Annotated in this window: 32 protein-coding genes; 18 read left to right on the top strand and 14 right to left on the bottom strand. The window is 65.4% G+C overall.

Annotated elements, in window-relative coordinates; translation table 11 throughout:
- Positions 1-109: 109 nt before the first annotated feature.
- The 11 genes from VGE49_RS14200 to VGE49_RS01025 all read right to left on the bottom strand — a co-directional run bounded on the left by VGE49_RS14200 (position 110) and on the right by VGE49_RS01025 (position 5,224).
- The gene (locus VGE49_RS14200; protein WP_414643581.1) at positions 110-442 is read right to left on the bottom strand and encodes an HNH endonuclease signature motif containing protein; all 333 of its coding nucleotides are present in this window, start codon (positions 440-442) and stop codon (positions 110-112) included.
- A 396-nt stretch (positions 443-838) separates the two neighbouring features.
- Entirely contained in the window at positions 839-1,423 is a 585-nt protein-coding gene (locus VGE49_RS01070) for a hypothetical protein (RefSeq protein ID WP_331032740.1), read from the bottom strand.
- Positions 1,420-2,007, bottom strand: a complete 588-nt coding sequence (locus tag VGE49_RS01065) for a hypothetical protein (protein ID WP_331032739.1) — start codon at positions 2,005-2,007, stop codon at positions 1,420-1,422. The genes VGE49_RS01070 and VGE49_RS01065 overlap by 4 nt, the downstream gene beginning before the upstream one ends.
- 55 nt (positions 2,008-2,062) lie before the next feature.
- A complete protein-coding gene (locus VGE49_RS01060) occupies positions 2,063-2,968 on the bottom strand; it encodes a helix-turn-helix domain-containing protein (RefSeq protein WP_331032738.1) in 906 nt (301 codons plus the stop codon).
- A complete protein-coding gene (locus VGE49_RS01055) occupies positions 2,965-3,387 on the bottom strand; it encodes a helix-turn-helix domain-containing protein (RefSeq protein WP_331032737.1) in 423 nt (140 codons plus the stop codon). Before VGE49_RS01055 ends, VGE49_RS01060 begins: the two co-directional genes overlap by 4 nt.
- Positions 3,384-3,758: a hypothetical protein gene (locus VGE49_RS01050; RefSeq protein WP_331032736.1), complete on the bottom strand. Its 375-nt coding sequence runs from the start codon at positions 3,756-3,758 to the stop codon at positions 3,384-3,386. The genes VGE49_RS01055 and VGE49_RS01050 overlap by 4 nt, the downstream gene beginning before the upstream one ends.
- A complete protein-coding gene (locus VGE49_RS01045) occupies positions 3,755-3,970 on the bottom strand; it encodes a hypothetical protein (RefSeq protein WP_331032735.1) in 216 nt (71 codons plus the stop codon). The genes VGE49_RS01050 and VGE49_RS01045 overlap by 4 nt, the downstream gene beginning before the upstream one ends.
- Positions 3,970-4,113 carry a hypothetical protein gene (locus VGE49_RS01040; protein WP_331032734.1) on the bottom strand — a complete coding sequence of 48 codons (144 nt, stop codon included), beginning with the start codon at positions 4,111-4,113 and terminating at the stop codon, positions 3,970-3,972. The genes VGE49_RS01045 and VGE49_RS01040 overlap by 1 nt, the downstream gene beginning before the upstream one ends.
- A 29-nt stretch (positions 4,114-4,142) precedes the next feature.
- Entirely contained in the window at positions 4,143-4,583 is a 441-nt protein-coding gene (locus tag VGE49_RS01035; protein WP_331032733.1) for a hypothetical protein, read from the bottom strand.
- Between the two features lie 60 nt (positions 4,584-4,643).
- Positions 4,644-4,949, bottom strand: coding sequence for a hypothetical protein (locus VGE49_RS01030; protein ID WP_331032732.1), 306 nt, complete (start codon positions 4,947-4,949; stop codon positions 4,644-4,646).
- Between the two features lie 2 nt (positions 4,950-4,951).
- On the bottom strand, positions 4,952-5,224 hold the full coding sequence (locus VGE49_RS01025; protein ID WP_331032731.1) for a helix-turn-helix domain-containing protein: 273 nt from the start codon (positions 5,222-5,224) through the stop codon (positions 4,952-4,954).
- Positions 5,225-5,318: 94 nt separating this feature from the next.
- On the opposite strand from VGE49_RS01025, the gene VGE49_RS01020 reads away from it, so the two are divergent.
- Positions 5,319-5,645: a helix-turn-helix domain-containing protein gene (locus VGE49_RS01020; RefSeq protein WP_331032730.1), complete on the top strand. Its 327-nt coding sequence runs from the start codon at positions 5,319-5,321 to the stop codon at positions 5,643-5,645.
- A gap of 42 nt (positions 5,646-5,687) precedes the next feature.
- Positions 5,688-6,347: a hypothetical protein gene (locus tag VGE49_RS01015; RefSeq protein ID WP_331032729.1), complete on the top strand. Its 660-nt coding sequence runs from the start codon at positions 5,688-5,690 to the stop codon at positions 6,345-6,347.
- Here VGE49_RS01015 and VGE49_RS01010 read toward each other — a convergent pair.
- Both VGE49_RS01010 and VGE49_RS01005 read right to left on the bottom strand, forming a co-directional pair.
- On the bottom strand, positions 6,295-6,543 hold the full coding sequence (locus tag VGE49_RS01010; RefSeq protein ID WP_331032728.1) for a hypothetical protein: 249 nt from the start codon (positions 6,541-6,543) through the stop codon (positions 6,295-6,297). The genes VGE49_RS01015 and VGE49_RS01010 overlap by 53 nt on opposite strands.
- A gap of 37 nt (positions 6,544-6,580) precedes the next feature.
- Positions 6,581-6,802, bottom strand: coding sequence for a hypothetical protein (locus tag VGE49_RS01005; RefSeq protein WP_331032727.1), 222 nt, complete (start codon positions 6,800-6,802; stop codon positions 6,581-6,583).
- Between the two features lie 185 nt (positions 6,803-6,987).
- On the opposite strand from VGE49_RS01005, the gene VGE49_RS01000 reads away from it, so the two are divergent.
- From VGE49_RS01000 to VGE49_RS00925, 16 genes are all read left to right on the top strand, one after another.
- Positions 6,988-7,248 carry a hypothetical protein gene (locus VGE49_RS01000; protein ID WP_331032726.1) on the top strand — a complete coding sequence of 87 codons (261 nt, stop codon included), beginning with the start codon at positions 6,988-6,990 and terminating at the stop codon, positions 7,246-7,248.
- Entirely contained in the window at positions 7,248-7,781 is a 534-nt protein-coding gene (locus VGE49_RS00995) for a hypothetical protein (protein ID WP_331032725.1), read from the top strand. Before VGE49_RS01000 ends, VGE49_RS00995 begins: the two co-directional genes overlap by 1 nt.
- Positions 7,778-8,122: a hypothetical protein gene (locus VGE49_RS00990; protein ID WP_331032724.1), complete on the top strand. Its 345-nt coding sequence runs from the start codon at positions 7,778-7,780 to the stop codon at positions 8,120-8,122. Before VGE49_RS00995 ends, VGE49_RS00990 begins: the two co-directional genes overlap by 4 nt.
- Positions 8,119-8,595, top strand: a complete 477-nt coding sequence (locus tag VGE49_RS00985) for a DUF968 domain-containing protein (RefSeq protein WP_331032723.1) — start codon at positions 8,119-8,121, stop codon at positions 8,593-8,595. The genes VGE49_RS00990 and VGE49_RS00985 overlap by 4 nt, the downstream gene beginning before the upstream one ends.
- A complete protein-coding gene (locus VGE49_RS00980; RefSeq protein WP_331032722.1) occupies positions 8,592-8,819 on the top strand; it encodes a hypothetical protein in 228 nt (75 codons plus the stop codon). Before VGE49_RS00985 ends, VGE49_RS00980 begins: the two co-directional genes overlap by 4 nt.
- Positions 8,816-9,142 carry a hypothetical protein gene (locus VGE49_RS00975; RefSeq protein WP_331032721.1) on the top strand — a complete coding sequence of 109 codons (327 nt, stop codon included), beginning with the start codon at positions 8,816-8,818 and terminating at the stop codon, positions 9,140-9,142. The genes VGE49_RS00980 and VGE49_RS00975 overlap by 4 nt, the downstream gene beginning before the upstream one ends.
- Positions 9,139-10,497: a hypothetical protein gene (locus VGE49_RS00970; RefSeq protein WP_331032720.1), complete on the top strand. Its 1,359-nt coding sequence runs from the start codon at positions 9,139-9,141 to the stop codon at positions 10,495-10,497. The genes VGE49_RS00975 and VGE49_RS00970 overlap by 4 nt, the downstream gene beginning before the upstream one ends.
- Positions 10,494-10,718 carry a hypothetical protein gene (locus tag VGE49_RS00965; RefSeq protein WP_331032719.1) on the top strand — a complete coding sequence of 75 codons (225 nt, stop codon included), beginning with the start codon at positions 10,494-10,496 and terminating at the stop codon, positions 10,716-10,718. Before VGE49_RS00970 ends, VGE49_RS00965 begins: the two co-directional genes overlap by 4 nt.
- A 2-nt stretch (positions 10,719-10,720) precedes the next feature.
- Positions 10,721-11,068, top strand: coding sequence for a hypothetical protein (locus tag VGE49_RS00960; RefSeq protein ID WP_331032718.1), 348 nt, complete (start codon positions 10,721-10,723; stop codon positions 11,066-11,068).
- On the top strand, positions 11,065-11,304 hold the full coding sequence (locus VGE49_RS00955) for a hypothetical protein (RefSeq protein WP_331032717.1): 240 nt from the start codon (positions 11,065-11,067) through the stop codon (positions 11,302-11,304). The genes VGE49_RS00960 and VGE49_RS00955 overlap by 4 nt, the downstream gene beginning before the upstream one ends.
- Complete coding sequence (locus tag VGE49_RS00950) at positions 11,301-11,642, top strand: HK97 family phage prohead protease (RefSeq protein ID WP_331032716.1); 342 nt, start codon at positions 11,301-11,303, stop codon at positions 11,640-11,642. The genes VGE49_RS00955 and VGE49_RS00950 overlap by 4 nt, the downstream gene beginning before the upstream one ends.
- A 112-nt stretch (positions 11,643-11,754) precedes the next feature.
- Entirely contained in the window at positions 11,755-12,015 is a 261-nt protein-coding gene (locus tag VGE49_RS00945) for a hypothetical protein (protein WP_331032715.1), read from the top strand.
- Complete coding sequence (locus VGE49_RS00940) at positions 12,015-12,212, top strand: hypothetical protein (RefSeq protein WP_331032714.1); 198 nt, start codon at positions 12,015-12,017, stop codon at positions 12,210-12,212. Before VGE49_RS00945 ends, VGE49_RS00940 begins: the two co-directional genes overlap by 1 nt.
- The gene (locus VGE49_RS00935; protein ID WP_331032713.1) at positions 12,209-12,382 is read left to right on the top strand and encodes a hypothetical protein; all 174 of its coding nucleotides are present in this window, start codon (positions 12,209-12,211) and stop codon (positions 12,380-12,382) included. The genes VGE49_RS00940 and VGE49_RS00935 overlap by 4 nt, the downstream gene beginning before the upstream one ends.
- A complete protein-coding gene (locus tag VGE49_RS00930; RefSeq protein WP_331032712.1) occupies positions 12,379-12,609 on the top strand; it encodes a hypothetical protein in 231 nt (76 codons plus the stop codon). Before VGE49_RS00935 ends, VGE49_RS00930 begins: the two co-directional genes overlap by 4 nt.
- A 54-nt stretch (positions 12,610-12,663) precedes the next feature.
- Positions 12,664-13,890: a tyrosine-type recombinase/integrase gene (locus VGE49_RS00925; protein ID WP_331032711.1), complete on the top strand. Its 1,227-nt coding sequence runs from the start codon at positions 12,664-12,666 to the stop codon at positions 13,888-13,890.
- 170 nt (positions 13,891-14,060) lie between these two features.
- Here the strand turns inward: VGE49_RS00925 and VGE49_RS00920 are convergent, their stop codons facing one another.
- Positions 14,061-14,288: a hypothetical protein gene (locus VGE49_RS00920; protein WP_331032710.1), complete on the bottom strand. Its 228-nt coding sequence runs from the start codon at positions 14,286-14,288 to the stop codon at positions 14,061-14,063.
- Positions 14,289-14,436: the final 148 nt, after the last annotated feature.

Here is a 14,436-nt window from a genome sequence, read left to right as displayed (position 1 = left end):
GGGGAGCCCCCAACTTTTAGGTTCGAAACTACTCTCGGTGCGAATGCAGCTAGGCCGCCGGTGTCCGTCCGAAAGGTCTGGAGCTTTTGACTCCCCCCTCCCAGTGCGGTCAGGCGGGGCGGGCGCGGTTCCAGGGGTGCGCCGGGTCGAGTGGTCGACCCGAAATGCTGACTGGACTGGCTTGCCGCTGACCAAACTGCTCCCTGGTCCTGATGGTGTGACAATCCGCGCAGAGGCAGCGGATGTTGTCGTCCGTGTCTGGTCCGCCTTGGCTCAGCGGCTTGATGTGGTCAGGCACGGTCGAGGCGGTGACGACGCCTTTGACAAGGCAGTCCCTGCACAAGGGCTCGGCAGCAAGGCGGCGCTTGCGCTGCTCGACACCTCGGCGTCCTCGCAGGCGCTGAGTACCAATGGCCGAGATGTGGTCAGGTCGGCGGGCCATGCTGTCATCCAATCTCATCCGACCAGCTCGCGTCCGAGTCGGTTTGGTTGGCATGAAAGCGATCGGCGAAGAGACCGAACCTATTGACGGGATCGCCGCTCCGATAGGCGTCGCTCTTCCTCGTTCAATGCCCAACCTGCAGCCAGGGCGACCACAAAAATGATCCACCCAGGCACGTCGAAATGTAGCGCGCCGGCAGCCGCAAGCGCGCCGATGCAAAACATATCGCCGGGGCGAGAAAGCCTGATCATGCTGCGAACCCCGCTTCAGATAAGGTGACTATCTGAACTATGCGGGTAAAAGAAAAGGCCCGCCGGTTTCCCGATGGGCCTATCTTGTGGACGCGCGAAGCGACCTTGGCCTTTTGTACCACATATGGTGGCGTTGAAAAGCCCCCTATGCGGCTTGTGCGCGCCGCTCCTGAAACTCGCGGCGAAGGGTGGGCATCCGATCCCACACCCAAGCCAGATGCGCGCAGGTTTCTCGGACGCGGGAAGCTTGTGCGCGCGGATCGCTCTCAGCGGTGTAGCGTTCCACCACCGCCCGCCAACGCGTCATCAGATCAGCGTCCGGCTGCAGCAATGCCAGGATCATACGCCACTGGTCGGGGCGCATCGACTGGCCCACGATCTCAAGGTCTCGGCTGGCGGCGACCATAGCGTCGGTGATGTTCTGCCCCGGTGCGCCTGCGCCGCTGGAGCGGACATGATCAGGCCGGCGCTCCTCGACGTTCTCGCCGTTTGCGGTCCGCACCGTCTCTTCGAGCCAGTCGATCGCCTCCCGTTCGCGGGCCCCGGCCGTGAGCAAAGTGTTGAAGCAGTTCAGCCGCCAGGCGCCCGTCAGGCGGCCCGTCCGCTTATCCACGTTGACTGCCGTGCTGGGCTGGGCCCGCAGACGCGCTATCTCAGCTTGGCTCTCGGCGCGCTCCTGGCGATGCCGTGCGGCTGCGGCCGGATCATAAGGCTTCTTCTTCCGGCTCATGCGGCTTCTCCATACTGGTCGAGGTCGTATCGGGGCTGGATCGCCTTGCGGGTCTCCAGCTTGGCGCGCATCTCCGCGCTCATGTGGCTGCCGGCGGGCAGCGGCGCGGACGGCGTCGGCTTCATCGCCTGCTTCCGCGCCGCCAGCGCCTTCGCTGTCGGTGTCTCGGCCAGGGCGGCCAGCGTCTCGGCGACCATGGCCTTCACCTCCTCAGGCGAAGGGCGCTCCTCGACCGCCGGCTTGGGCTCTGCCGCCTTCTGGTTGGCGACCACCGCAGAGCGGGCGCGGTTATAGGCCCGGGTGAAGCGGCCGGTCGTCGGCGTGGTCTTCGCCAGTTCGGCCAGGCGGCCGGGCTTCGGCAGGAACTCGGCCTTGGGGTCCTTCACGTGCGCAGCCATGCCCGCCTCGATCATCGCCGGGGTCAGGCCCTCCAGCGCGTCGAAGTAGTCCGCCCAGAACGCCGCTGCCTCGCCCTCGGTGCGCTTGGGCTGCGGATAGGTCGGGAACCGCGAACCGATGATGGCGCGGATCTCGTCCGGGCTCGCCGGGCGCAAGGCTGCCGCGCGCAGCGCTGGCATGGCCATCGTCGCCTCGCTCCGCAGCAGGTCGCTCTTGGCGATGACCTCGATGGCCTTGGCGTCAGAGGTTTCGTCGAGCAGCCAGCAACTCAGCGCCCTGCTCAGCGCCGGACCAGTGGCGGTCGTAGTTGTCGAGGACGGCGACGTGGCGATCGGTGCGGCGGACATCGGAAGGGGCTGCATGGCGGGCCTCAGGAATGTTCAGGGCTTGGCGGTTGTCGGCGATGGACTGGGCGATGGGGGCGTCGAAGAACTTCCACGACGAGATCGGCTGGCCGGGCTTGGCGGCGATGGTGGTGACTACGGGCAGGACGTCGTGTTCCCAGCTCGCCCCGTCTCGGCGCCAGGCGGCCAGGCGGCCCAGCGTCGTGGTCAGGCCGGGCTGGCGGGATGGGTCGAGGCGGATCGTCTTGGCGGCCCGGCTCAGCAGCTCAGCGTGATGGCGGGCGTCGCCCTCGGGCCAGTCGCTGACCACCGTCTCGACGACCTGAGCCACCGGGACCGGATCGTTCGCCGGCTCGCGCGCAGCAACAGCATCTTCCCCTAACGGTTCCTCTAACGGTTCAAACGAAGTGGGCCCCGACACTGTGTCGGGTAGGTTTGGACAGGATGTCTGTTTGGTTTGGACAGGGTGTCTGTTAGGCGCGCGCCTACCCGACTTATTGTCGGTTTGGTCGTTCTCCCTCCGTTCAGGGTGTTTCGGACCCTTCGAGATGATCAGATCCGACGTCCGCGAACCGTCCTTCCGGTGGCGACGTTCACGCTCAATCCAGCCCGCCTTTTCGAAGGCCGCGAGCGACCGCTCGACCGTCTTGATCGAGCAGCACGCCTGTTCCGAAATGGTCTCCTGACCCACGAACGTCGTGCCGTCAGGCCCCACGTAGTTGGCCACGACCAGCAGCACGGCCTTCTCGGTCGCCGTCGCGCACGTCTGCTCCAGAGCCCATGTGATGGCCTGAACGCTCATGCCGCCAGCCTCGCCCTATCCACCCGCACGCGGGCTTCGTTGATCAGGGCTTCCAGATGCTTCGACGCGGCGTCGATTTGCGCCGACAGCATCAGGTCGCGCGGCTCGGTGCTGCTCAGCCGGAAATGAGCCACGACCTCGGCCACCTCTGCGCGGATCGCGTCATCGACCGGCAGCAGGCTCTCGATCTTTCGGATGCCGTGCAGAATGGTCGTGTGGTCACGCCCGCCCAGCAGCCTGCCGATCATCGCCGAGCTGACATGCGGGCACAGCGTGTGCGCGCAATACATCGCCACCTGACGGGGGCGGGCTATCCGGTAGGCGCGGTTGACCCCCGCCATGACCGCGAAGTCCAGACCATGCCTGGCCCCGACGTGCTCGATCACCGAGCGGGCCGAGATACGGTTGATGTGCATCATCGCTTCACCTTCCGGCGAAGCAGGCTGTACCGAGCCTCCGCCGTCCTCAGGTCGCAATCGACCGCTGTCGCGATGGTGTTGGCGCCGAACCCCTCCAGGTACAGGCGCTCCGACTCGGCCAGTTTCTCTTCCGTCCAGGCGAAAGGGCGTGGACGCGGACCGCCGACCGGCAAGCCTTCGTCGTTGGAGGCTTCCAGGCCCTGCAGGTCTTCACGACAACGCCCCATGACGTTGGCGATGGTCTGCCAACCCCGACCCTTGGACCGCATTTGGCGGGCCATCTGGACCTCTTGCGGCGTCAGGCCGCCTCGCCGGGACGTGGCGAAGGCGCCGGTGTTGGTGGTGTTGGCGCGATTGGTGGCGACTGTCATCGGGCACCTCGCAGGCACTCGTTGGTCACGATGTTGCGGGCAGCCTTCAGCTTTCCGACAGCGGTCATGTCGCGGCGCTCAGTCGCGCGCTGCTCGAGGGCGTCGAAGACACCCTGAACCGTGGCGAACGGGTCGGGCTGGCCGCGCAGGAGGCTGTCTTTGCCGGTCAGGGCCAGAACGGCGGCGTGAAGACGTGCGAGGAACGAGCCCATCAGGCGGCGTCCTTTCGCCGGGGCCAGAAGGCCGCGAGCGCCAGCAGGACCAGCGCAACGAAGACGCTGGGCGGCGGCGGCCCCTCCATCGAGTCGAGGAAGATCCGAGCCATCCGACCGGCCACGGCCGGGGCGATGGTCAACAAGGCAATGCCTGCGAGGATCGTTCGCATCAGGCCACCACCCGAAGCGTCGGCCGGATGTTCATGGCGGCGTCGTACTGGCGCTGCGCGGCCTCAAGGTTCTCCCGCGCCCGGTCCTTGATCGCCTCATCCTCAAGCGGATCGATGATCCCATCGGCCTTCGCGGCGTGGATGGCTGTCAGGGCGGCTGAACTCGCGGCAGTGGACAGGACGGCCGCAGCAAGGGTGTCCGCCGCGGGGTCGCCCTCGACTTCACGCGCTAGCGTGCCAAAGACGAGCGACTGACCGCAGACCTGCTCCAGCTTGGCGATCTGCATCACCGTGGGCAGGTCGTTGTTGGTCGTGCTGATCAGTTGGCCTACGCGCTGGCGGCTGATGCCCAGGAACACCGCCGCTGCGTCCTGGGTGCCGACCGCCGCGACCAGTTGGTCGAACAGGGCCTTGATGTGGGTGGGGTTCAGCTCGCGCATTGCGAAGTTCCGGTCTGGGGCAAGGTGACGACCGGGAAGCCCGGCCATACGGTCAAAGGGTCAGGCCGCCCGAGGTGGCGGCTCATCGGGAGGTGAAGGGTGGTCGGTGTTGGCGACGGTCATGGAGGGCGGCAGTCCAGCCAGCGCGGCGCGTTGCAGGCGCTCGGCGCCGTCGGCTGTCGACTGAGCTGTCAGGGCGGTGTCGAGAACGATCCGCCTCGCCCGCGCGATGGTGAACTCGTCCGCTCGGTCAGCCAGCAGGCTTTCCAGCGCCAGCGTCGCCTCGGCCTGCGACCGGATCGTGCTGATCAGGATGTCGACCACCGACCGCGTCGGCCTCGTCCCCTTGATGTTGCCCCCCGCCATGGTCAGGCCGCTCGCTGTCGGGCTTCGGGGTCTTCGGCCCCGGGGTCTTCGTCGGCGGCTCCGTCGTTTGCCGCGCGAAGTTCGGCGCAGACCGAGGCCGCCTTCACCTCGCCCTTGCTCCAGCGCTCGATCCTGAGCGCCAGTCGAAGAGAGGCGTCGCGCTTCCCGTTCTCGATTTCGGAGAGCCAGCCCTTGCTTGAAGGGCTGAGGCCGAGGGCCACGGCGCACTGCTCAAGCGAGAGGCCGAGGGCTGCGCGATGCTGAGCGAATGTCATGCAGAGAGGTTCACATAGTTTGAACCTCTCGTCAATCTCACATGTTCACATGGTGGCGGGCGACTTCCTGTGGAGAAGTTCGCATCATGTGAACATGGAACAGCCCGATGGCCCCGACTGGTATTTGCACGAGTGGTTCGCCACGGCGGGCCTGAAGCAGCATGACCTTGTCACGAAGCTGGACTATCCGAAGAACACGGCGAACCGCTTGTGGCACGGCCTCCAGCCGTTCCGGCGTGATCACATCCAGGCCATTTCCGAGCTGCTGAATATCCGGCCGCACGAGCTTCTGATGCATCCAGAGGAGGCTATGCGTATCCGGCGCCTAGAGGCCGCTGTGCGCGAGGTGGCAAAAGAAGAAGCAGTGCCAGTCGTAAAGGCGACGGCTGAGAGCAAAAAGCCGACCGGCCGCGCCGCATAAACATTCACTGGTGAATGTCGAATGACCTCGGGGGAGAGGTAAGTGGGCAATGTTGATCCAGCGGCCGTGAAGCTGCCGCCGTGGACGGCCGCCAGAAGGCCGAGGCCGCACCTACGCCCGATCGTCAAGAAGAACGCGATGGCTATCGGTTCTCTTCTGATGGCCTGGAATGAGGCGCATGGAAGCCTCTTCGACGTGTTTCAGTGGATGGTCGTGGACGGCGACACCGTCGTGGCCCGCAACCTCTGGCTGGCGCTCCAGTCCGACGACATGCGCCGTAAGGCGGTTCGGGCGGGAGCTGCGGCGATCGATCACAAGAAGACGCTCCACTCGGCCCTCATCTGGTCGCTTGATCAGCTCGACAGCGCGAATGAACAGAGGAAGTTTGCCGCACACGTCTATCTTCGAGACTGGGGCGACACGATCACTCCCGATTATTTCACGACGGACATCAAGAAGATCAATCGCCATGAGAGCGATCCATGGATGGACGACGCTGACGCGCTCGTCGGTGATCTTTACGCTATCGCCGACTACATCCGAGGCATTGGCATGGCGATGCGGCCAACCGGCCGACCACGGCCGTATGTTCGAAAGCCACGCCTTCAAAGCCGCCGGCTGGGTCAGGCCGCCCAGGGTGCGACTAAAGCTAAGGTCGCGAAGAAGGGGCGTCGAAGCGCGCCGGGAAATAGCTCGAGCTGAGCATCCCTCCGCAAGGGTTTCCGTCGTCGTTTTCCATGGAGTCGGCGCTGATGACCTCAAGGCCGACGGTATCATCGCGCATTATGACAAGGCGCGGGACATCGCCATCCTCAAGCGGGTAGGGCAGACGGCCGAGCGCAGCAGCCAAAAGCGCTTCGTAGCGCTCAACAATCTCTCTGGCTTCGGCTTCGGTCATAGTGGCATGCTGCCATAGGAACGAATTCCTGTGAACCTCAGGCGGCATCCTCGGCTTCCTGCGGGACGTCTCCTACTGTCGCCAGCGTTTCGACAGCGCTCCAGATGTCCCCTTCCTCGCCGCACTCAATCTTGAAGAAGACCAGGCCGTCTACGCGACCCATCATCGCTTTGCCCTGGCGAAAGGCCGCCGCCTCGTCTGGGAAGGTCAGCAGATCGCCTTCGGCCAGTTTGCCTCGGCGACGCTTGAACTGCGCCACGTGGTAAGTCCGATCCCTTCGCATCCCGCCCTCAGAAGTTAACGCACACTGATCGCTGACCTATCGGGCGGTGTCGAGGGGCGATGCGTCAGTCTCGGTCGTTAGTTCAAAAGGTGTGAACTAATCTCTTGACGTTCAGTTCAAATGATGTGAACCATCTCTCAACATCAAAGGGGGAGACGTTCGTGGCCCAAGACGCCTACATCGACATGCGCCCGCATCCGCTGGGCATCGGCTTCCATCCGAACTGGCAAGCTGTTCGCGACCGGCGCGCTGAGCGCGAGTGCAACCTGATCCTGCGTCAGGCCGCCGAGGCCCAGCGTCAGGAGCGCCGCGAAGCCGCCGCCAAGTCCGCCGCCGGCCGCGCCGGCAGGGCCTTCGTCATCACCTGGCAGGCGGGGACCTGCCTCGGCCTCGCCGCCTGCTTCTGGTGGGCCCTGGTCTGATGCGAGAGTTCTATTCCATCGTCAGCACCGGCACGCCGAAGCGCGACATCGACCTGTTCGGCCCTACGACCGTCCGCATCGACGGCGCCCGCGAGCCGGGCGGGGCAGGGGTGCCTGTCCTCTACCTGTCGGCTTATGTCGACGACGCCGGGGTGTTCGCACAGCGCCTGTGCGACGCCATGACCTGGCTGAACGACAACCAGAACCTCGCCAACCCGGCGCCGCCGCCTGTTCAACACGTCGCGGCGGCCGTCGTCGAAGAGGTCGGGCCCTACAGCCTGCCCGAGTACGTCGAGGACGTGGACTGGTCCGAGCGCCTGTTCCTGCCCGAAGACCTGACCGCCACCGACTGGCGCGGCTGGGCCGAGGCCTTCGAGCGCCGTGTGGATCTCGCCACCTCGGACAGCCAGCTCGCCATGCTGGAGGCCGAGAACGGTCTGGGCCTCAAGGCCTGCCCCTTCCGCTACCGCGGCCCCATCGGCCGTAAGCTCCAGACCCGCTACGTCGAAACCGCCAGTCAGGAAGCGGCATGATCCACGAGCATCCCCGCCGACTGCTGGCCGACGAGGCCGACCTACTGCGCGCCGTCAGGCCGCTCCAGCAGTTGAACCGCTGCGCCTTCGCAGGCGTGCCTTTCCGCCTGCTGCCCGAGGTCATGGGCGGCTATGACGACCGCCTGACCTTCCCCGAAGAGCTGGTCCTGCGCCTGATCGCCAAGGGCTATCTCCTCGCTGTCCAGCAGGCCGCCGCATGGCCTGAGCGCGGCATCCCCGCCCGGCCTTTCACGGTCCTGCTCACCCCAGAGGGCGAGCGCACCCGCAACAGCCTCCTGAAGCAGAGCTGCACGGTCACCATCGACAGGGCCGCCGCATGAGTCGGTCGCTGTTCCATATCAACGCCGATCTCACGCGGTTGCGCGAGGAGAAGCGGGCGCTCAAGCGCAAGCACTTCGCCCCGGGCCATGTCCGGTCCCGGTCCTTCCGGCCCGAGGGCCCCGGCCAGCGCCAGCCGCGCGAGCGCGACAACAAGCATCTGGCCTTCATCCGCCGGCTGCCCTGCGCCGCCTGCCGGGTTCCGGGCCCCTGCGACGCCGCCCACCTGAGGGCAGGGGACATCACCATCGGCAAGCGCCACACCGGCAAGGCTGAGAAGCCGTCCGATCGCTGGACCGCGCCCCTTTGCCGGGACTGCCACACCAAGCAGCACTCCGGCGCCGAACTGACCTTCTGGCACGCCCTGGGCATCGACCCCTTCGAACTGTGCCAGGCCCTCTACGCCGTCTCCGGCGACATCACCGCCGGTGAGCAGATCATCCGCAACCACCGCCCCCAGGAGTCCCAGCCATGACCACCCCAACGGAAGTGCTTGAGGCGGATTCGGTTCGCTTGATTGTTGATTTCATCGATTGGGTCGACGACTTCACCGGAACTATCCCCGAAGCTCAGTCGGACAAGCTGTTCGCACTCTACGCCAGAGCGAGAAGCTTCTACTTCGCCGCCGATCCGGCCGGGCATGACGCCCAGCGCGAGGCTAGAATCCGCCAAGCCTCCCGCCGTGGGGGTGAGGCATGAGCCGCCGATATAGCTACAGCACCTGCCTGTCGTTCGGGACGGATGGCGAGGCGGACTACTGCGAGCTGGACGCGACGATCAGCTATGTCGTCCGCCAGGGCCGGGCCGAAACGCCCCCCGCCTACGCTCATGGCGGACTGCCAGCCGAGGATGCGGAGATCGAGGACATCCGCGTCGAGAAGATCGACGGGCATCCCGTCTCGACGGGCGACGAGGCCACGGAAGAGGCGATCCTGGCCAGGTTCGACACGGGCGACCACGACGCCTACCTGATGGCCGAAGCCGCCGAGACAGACATCTATCGCCGGGAGAACCGCGCATGACCGTCACCCCAACCACCCAGAGCGTCGTCGTTCCGGTTCGCGGCCCCGGCCATTGCGATGATGACGCCGCATGGGCCGAGTTCGTCCGCCAGTATGACGGACAGCCCCGTTCGCGGCCCGACCTGACCGACTTCGCACTGGCGAACCGCGTCTTCATGGCGGATCGGAACGACCTCGACCTGATCGTCTGGCAGACCGCTGCCAAGGAGCGCATCCGCTGGCTGTCGATCGAACTGGCGAAGGCTCAAGCCGCCCCCGCCCCGTCATCGCTGGCGGGTGGGGAGGACGTGCAGAATCGCGTCGAGCGGATCGTGTTCGAGGATTTCTACGCCACATCTCTAACGGGCTCGAAAGAGCGGCTGGCAAAGGCGCTGATCCGCGAGTTTGGCCTCGCCGCCCTATCCCCGGAAGCCCCAGAGCGGGAGGGGGTGGAATGGGCCTGCATGACCTGTAACTCGCCGCGCGCCGTCGATCCCTGCCAGAAATGCGGGACCGCGCTGACGAAGCCCGCTGACGGGTGGGAATGGCCCGGCCTTCCTGACATCGACCGCATCCGCGAACTGGCGCGGGAAGTCGGCTACGCCATCGGCGTTCATGGCACGATGGAGCGCGACCTGGACCTGATCGCCGCACCTTGGGTGGCTGAGGCAGTTGGAGCGTCCGAACTGGCGCAGCACATCGCGTATGGGCTTGGCGGATCGATCGTCAACGGCGACCAGCAGGACAAACCATGTGGCCGATGGTCCTGCAACATCCACACGCCGGACTGGACCAAGCTGATTGACCTATCAGTCATGCCGCCAGCTCTCACCCCCCGCCATGAAGCCCCAGCCTCACCGGCATGGCGAGACGAATACAACCGCGTAGAGGCCATCAGAGAGGCCGCTGAGGGGCAAGATCGGATCGCACGAAGCGCGGCGGACCCGACAGCCCGGTCTGACGCTGAGACGCAGGCGGCGGGGCACTGGAAACGGTACGACCGAGAGCTTGCCAAGTTCAACGCTCTCAACGCGGAAGCCGCGCCTATCACGGAAGCCATGGTCGAAGCGGGAGAAGGAGCGCTTCGAGACTTTACCGACACATACATGGACGGCTCCGAAGTTGTGGGGGCTGGGGCTGTAGAGGCGATATTCGCCGCCATGGTTGCCGCGAGCCATGAAGCCCCAGCCGAGGGGGCGGGGGAGCGTGAAGGCCGAGATGCGGAAGTTCGCGTGGCCGCCGTCGCGGCGGGCGCGCAGGTTGAGCAGGTCTATGGCGGCGAATGGTGCCTCGACCCGGCAGTCGAGTTTCGCTCGGACCTGATCAAGGTTCTCGCCCTCCGCGCCCGTTCGTCTGCGCCGGAAGCCCGCTCATGAAAGCGGAGATCATCACCTATCTGCCCTGGCTCCTGTCCGCGATCACGATCTGGATGACCGTGCTGGCGGGCAACAAGCATCGCTCCGCATGGGCCATCGGCCTCGGCAATCAGGCGCTTTGGCTTGGCTGGATCGTCACGTCAGCGACTTGGGGTCTGCTCCCCATGAACGTCGCGCTCTGGGTCGTTTACGCCCGCAATCACCTGAAATGGAGGGCCTGACGATGGCCGATGAACGCCCCGCCTTTCAGGTCATCAACGACCTGTTCGCCAAGCACGGGCTCAGCGCCCCGCCGTGGAAGCTGCGCGATGAACTTGCATCGCATCTGTTGTCTCATCGTCGCCAGCCGGAAGCCCGCGAGGGGCATTTCACCCAGCCCCTCTACCCCCACCCAGCCGCCCCGAGCGCCGACAAGCTGCGGGAGGTCCGCCAAGACGTCATCAACCAGATGGCCGACAACATCGAAAAGCTGGCGCTGACCCCTGCCAAGCGCGAACTAGTCAAGGCTGCGTTCCGCGCGTGCATCGGCCCCCTCTCCACCCCTGACGCCCTGAAGGGGGATGCGAAATGAGCGTGATCGCAACACCGAAGGCGCTGACCGGCGCAGAATGGGAAGTCATGTGGTGCTTGTTCAAGCACGGGCCGACATGGGACGGCGAGGTTCCCAGCAAGGCCGGTCGCTCTGACCTCTTTGACCGTGGTCTGGTTCAGCGCGCGGACGGCTGGAACTGGCTGACCGACGATGGAGTGAAGATCGCAGTTGAGATCGGCATGGGCGAGCGCAAAGATCGTGAGGCACGTAAATGACCGCCCCCACCACCCGAGAGACAGCCGACCATGCGGAACTGCTGGCGTCTTTGCGTGCATCGAAGCGGGACCGCCACGGCATCTATGGCCGCGTTTTAGCCAACCCTGATGGCCCGCGTGCTGCCGACGTCCTCGAAGCCCTCCTGTCCGAGATAGCGGCGCTGCGTGGCTACGGACGCGATGTTGCGAAAGAGGCGCTCGAATACCGACGCCAGCGCGACGAGGCCGTAGGGCTGCTGCGAAAGGCGACGGGCCTGAAATGCGACGACTGGCGCGGCTTCGCGTCGTTCAAGACCAATGCCCGCGCGCTGCTAGCCAACCAGGGAGCCGACCAATGACCGTGCGGCTGATTGTCTGCCTGATTTGCGGGCTTCACTACGCAGCAAACATGAACAGCCTCCATCCGAGGTTGTGTCCGTCATGCCGAAGAAAGAAGAAGGACGCGTGGAAATGACCGACCATAGCGCGCTCATCGAACGGCTGGAGCCGACAGACGATCAGATCGTCACCGCACTGCGCGACGGCGGGCGAACGGCACACGTTGCTGACCGCCTCGGTATGCTCATTCGCCGCCCCTACATCCTTCGCCGTATGCGGCGGCTCGAAAAGGCGGGCCGTGTCGTCCGGGCGGATCGCTACACGTCCGCCAACGACATTTACTGGCTCCCCCTCCCATCCGCCCCTAACCAAGCAAAGGAGGCTGGAGAGTGATGGTACATTCCGCCGAAGACGGCTCCATCCCTGTGCCTGACAATCTCGCCGTCATCACTGAGCTTCAGGCCGTGGCGCTGGCAATCCGCATGTTCGGCCTCGATGGTCTGGACAAGGTGATCGTGCGGCGACGGAACGAAGGCGCTGAAAGCGGCGTAGTCTCCCCTATTCTCAAAGCCAAGGCACAGGGCGGATGAGCGAAGTCGTCAGGCTATACGACAAACAGGAGGCCGCGATTGCTCGTGAGTTCGCGCGGACATTGGCTGAGGACGGGCCGCTCGCCGCGACCGAACTGGTGCAGGAATGGTCCGAGCGCCGCGCCCGTCTTCGCGCCCCCACCACGCCCCCTGATGGAGAGGGACGATGAGCGCCGCGAACGACAGCACGCCGACCCGCCGCGTCCGTCTGGAGGGCGCCGCCGACATCGCCAGCTATCTCGGCCGCCCCGAGCGCTGGGTCTACCACGCGCGGGAGAAAGGCTGGACCTGCCCGATCCGGAAGCGGGACGGGATCGGGCTCTATGCCTTCCCCGACGAGCTGGACGCATGGCTGGAGGCTGACGAGACCCTAGCGCCGAATGTGCGGGTCGCGTGACGGATGACATCGGCGGCCTGACGTGCCTGTATGCGGCACGCTCAGGGGCTTCGCATGGCTAACGTCCGCAAGATCAAGAACCGGCCGCGCCAGGACGGTAGCGTCAAGGTCAGCTGGCGCGCGACCTGGGCTGGCCCTGACGGCGTCAGGCAGTCCAAGAACTTCGACCTGAAGGGTGAGGCCAAGGCGTGGCTCGACAGCGTTTCGGCCGGGCTGGTCGGCGGGTCGTCCACCATGACAGTGACGCAGCTGGCCGAGGCCCACATCGCGAACTTCCACGGCCTGGTCAGGGCGGGCGCCCGACGCACCGGGACGGCGGACGGCTATCAGTCGATCCTCGACACCCATATCCGCGACCACAAGATCGGACGCACCCGGCTCTCCAACCTGCGGTCTCCCGACATTCAAGGTTTCCTCGACGAGGTCGTGCAGAGCGGCGGCTCCATCAACCTCGCGCGCCAGATCAGGCGCTCTCTGGTGACGTGGTGCCGGTTCGGAGCTCGCCGCGGCTGGCTGCTGGCGAACCCGGCTCAGGCCTGCGCCGTCGAGGGCGATGGGGAAAAGGCCGACAGCGAGCCCTTCTCTTTGCCGTCGAAGGATCAGCTCGCCGCATTGGTGAAGGCCGCGACCGAGAGCGCCAACCCTGAACGCGACAGCGCCGTGGTGCGCATCCTCATGTTCGGAGGGCTGCGGATCTCGGAAGCTCTTGGCATGGCAGACGATGCCGCAGCTGTTCGGACGACGGGCGGCAAGCTGCGCGTGAAGGAGCGGCTAGACCGGACGCACCGGACACTGGACCCGCCGAAGACGAAGAAGGGCCAACGCGACGTGCCGATCGGGCAGACGACAGCCCTTGCCGTGCGCGCCTGGCGCCTGAAGCGCGGGCCGGTCGGCCACTTCCAGCACGTAGACGGCCGCCGGGAGCGCCGAATGATGCCGGGCCGGCTGTTCCCGAACCCGAAGACCGGCGAGGGCGTGTGGGGCTATGAGGACTTCATCCGCGATTGCTGGATGCCGCTGATGCGCGCCGCCGGGCTGGTGATGATGCTCCCCGACAGCAAGGGCAAGAACCGCCCGGTTGCCGAGTTCAAGCCCCACGTCCTGCGCCATGTCGCCGTCAGCCTCTGGCTGGCGCAAACGCCGCAGCCCAAGCCGAAGAAGGTTCAGGAGCTGGTCGGACACGCCACGCTGAAGATGACGATGGACACCTACGGCCATCTCTGGCGCGACGAGGAAGAGGACGACGCCATCGCCCAGGCCAGCGAGCGGCTCATAATCTGATAGCGCCGCGCCAGCGCCGCAAATCCGGCAAAGTGTTGAAATTGCTCAGGGCGTCTCAGACTTAAAATCTGCCGACCTCGGTCTTGCGGGTTCGACCCCCGCCGCTCGCACCAATTTTTGCGCCGATGAGAAGTCCCCCGGTCAGCCTCCGGGGGCTTCGGTAATCGCGTCTAGCGGGGTTTCCTGATGAAGGACGCTGTCACTATCACGGCGCCAGCAATGATGGATCCGATCGCCGCATAAGCAGCTGTTATGGTCCAGCCCAAGGCGTCGTTGGCCACTATGTCGAGCCAGTATTTTGCGAATACTAGACGGCAGGCGATGTATGCGATGACGCCGAACAGGCTGACTGCCATGCCAAAGGTGCGGCCGCGACGAGAAATCCAGGTGTCAGTCATGATGGCCTCTCATTGATTGGCTGCAATGGGCTTCGGCTTCCCTTCCCATTGTGGCTCCAAAAAACTGTAGAACGGCGTTCTATTGGTGCAAGCGGTAATAGTGTTCGCGCGCGGCGAAACTGATCGGCGAGTGATGCCGGGCCTCCGG

Source organism: Brevundimonas sp. (assembly GCF_036405315.1).
In the GTDB taxonomy this organism is placed as follows: Bacteria; Pseudomonadota; Alphaproteobacteria; order Caulobacterales; family Caulobacteraceae; genus Brevundimonas.
Note: the sequence above shows the minus strand (reverse complement) of the source record. Positions and strands in the feature narration are given on the sequence as shown.

Bases quoted from the DNA above. Each gene is read 5' to 3' on its own strand.
- VGE49_RS00980 (WP_331032722.1), top strand. From the start codon at position 8,592: ATGACCACCCCAACGGAAGTGCTTGAGGCGGATTCGGTTCGCTTGATT.
- VGE49_RS01020 (WP_331032730.1), top strand. From the start codon at position 5,319: ATGGAACAGCCCGATGGCCCCGACTGGTATTTGCACGAGTGGTTCGCC.
- VGE49_RS00940 (WP_331032714.1), top strand. From the start codon at position 12,015: ATGGTACATTCCGCCGAAGACGGCTCCATCCCTGTGCCTGACAATCTC.
- VGE49_RS01025 (WP_331032731.1), bottom strand. From the start codon at position 5,224: ATGACATTCGCTCAGCATCGCGCAGCCCTCGGCCTCTCGCTTGAGCAG.
- VGE49_RS00950 (WP_331032716.1), top strand. From the start codon at position 11,301: ATGACCGCCCCCACCACCCGAGAGACAGCCGACCATGCGGAACTGCTG.
- VGE49_RS14200 (WP_414643581.1), bottom strand. From the start codon at position 442: ATGGCCCGCCGACCTGACCACATCTCGGCCATTGGTACTCAGCGCCTG.
- VGE49_RS00990 (WP_331032724.1), top strand. From the start codon at position 7,778: ATGATCCACGAGCATCCCCGCCGACTGCTGGCCGACGAGGCCGACCTA.
- VGE49_RS00955 (WP_331032717.1), top strand. From the start codon at position 11,065: ATGAGCGTGATCGCAACACCGAAGGCGCTGACCGGCGCAGAATGGGAA.
- VGE49_RS00960 (WP_331032718.1), top strand. From the start codon at position 10,721: ATGGCCGATGAACGCCCCGCCTTTCAGGTCATCAACGACCTGTTCGCC.
- VGE49_RS00930 (WP_331032712.1), top strand. From the start codon at position 12,379: ATGAGCGCCGCGAACGACAGCACGCCGACCCGCCGCGTCCGTCTGGAG.
- VGE49_RS00925 (WP_331032711.1), top strand. From the start codon at position 12,664: ATGGCTAACGTCCGCAAGATCAAGAACCGGCCGCGCCAGGACGGTAGC.
- VGE49_RS01055 (WP_331032737.1), bottom strand. From the start codon at position 3,387: ATGATGCACATCAACCGTATCTCGGCCCGCTCGGTGATCGAGCACGTC.
- VGE49_RS01010 (WP_331032728.1), bottom strand. From the start codon at position 6,543: ATGACCGAAGCCGAAGCCAGAGAGATTGTTGAGCGCTACGAAGCGCTT.
- VGE49_RS00945 (WP_331032715.1), top strand. From the start codon at position 11,755: ATGACCGACCATAGCGCGCTCATCGAACGGCTGGAGCCGACAGACGAT.
- VGE49_RS00970 (WP_331032720.1), top strand. From the start codon at position 9,139: ATGACCGTCACCCCAACCACCCAGAGCGTCGTCGTTCCGGTTCGCGGC.
- VGE49_RS01030 (WP_331032732.1), bottom strand. From the start codon at position 4,949: ATGGCGGGGGGCAACATCAAGGGGACGAGGCCGACGCGGTCGGTGGTC.
- VGE49_RS01050 (WP_331032736.1), bottom strand. From the start codon at position 3,758: ATGACAGTCGCCACCAATCGCGCCAACACCACCAACACCGGCGCCTTC.
- VGE49_RS00975 (WP_331032721.1), top strand. From the start codon at position 8,816: ATGAGCCGCCGATATAGCTACAGCACCTGCCTGTCGTTCGGGACGGAT.
- VGE49_RS01035 (WP_331032733.1), bottom strand. From the start codon at position 4,583: ATGCGCGAGCTGAACCCCACCCACATCAAGGCCCTGTTCGACCAACTG.
- VGE49_RS00935 (WP_331032713.1), top strand. From the start codon at position 12,209: ATGAGCGAAGTCGTCAGGCTATACGACAAACAGGAGGCCGCGATTGCT.
- VGE49_RS00985 (WP_331032723.1), top strand. From the start codon at position 8,119: ATGAGTCGGTCGCTGTTCCATATCAACGCCGATCTCACGCGGTTGCGC.
- VGE49_RS01070 (WP_331032740.1), bottom strand. From the start codon at position 1,423: ATGAGCCGGAAGAAGAAGCCTTATGATCCGGCCGCAGCCGCACGGCAT.
- VGE49_RS00995 (WP_331032725.1), top strand. From the start codon at position 7,248: ATGCGAGAGTTCTATTCCATCGTCAGCACCGGCACGCCGAAGCGCGAC.
- VGE49_RS01065 (WP_331032739.1), bottom strand. From the start codon at position 2,007: ATGGCCATGCCAGCGCTGCGCGCGGCAGCCTTGCGCCCGGCGAGCCCG.
- VGE49_RS01060 (WP_331032738.1), bottom strand. From the start codon at position 2,968: ATGAGCGTTCAGGCCATCACATGGGCTCTGGAGCAGACGTGCGCGACG.
- VGE49_RS01045 (WP_331032735.1), bottom strand. From the start codon at position 3,970: ATGGGCTCGTTCCTCGCACGTCTTCACGCCGCCGTTCTGGCCCTGACC.
- VGE49_RS00965 (WP_331032719.1), top strand. From the start codon at position 10,494: ATGAAAGCGGAGATCATCACCTATCTGCCCTGGCTCCTGTCCGCGATC.
- VGE49_RS00920 (WP_331032710.1), bottom strand. From the start codon at position 14,288: ATGACTGACACCTGGATTTCTCGTCGCGGCCGCACCTTTGGCATGGCA.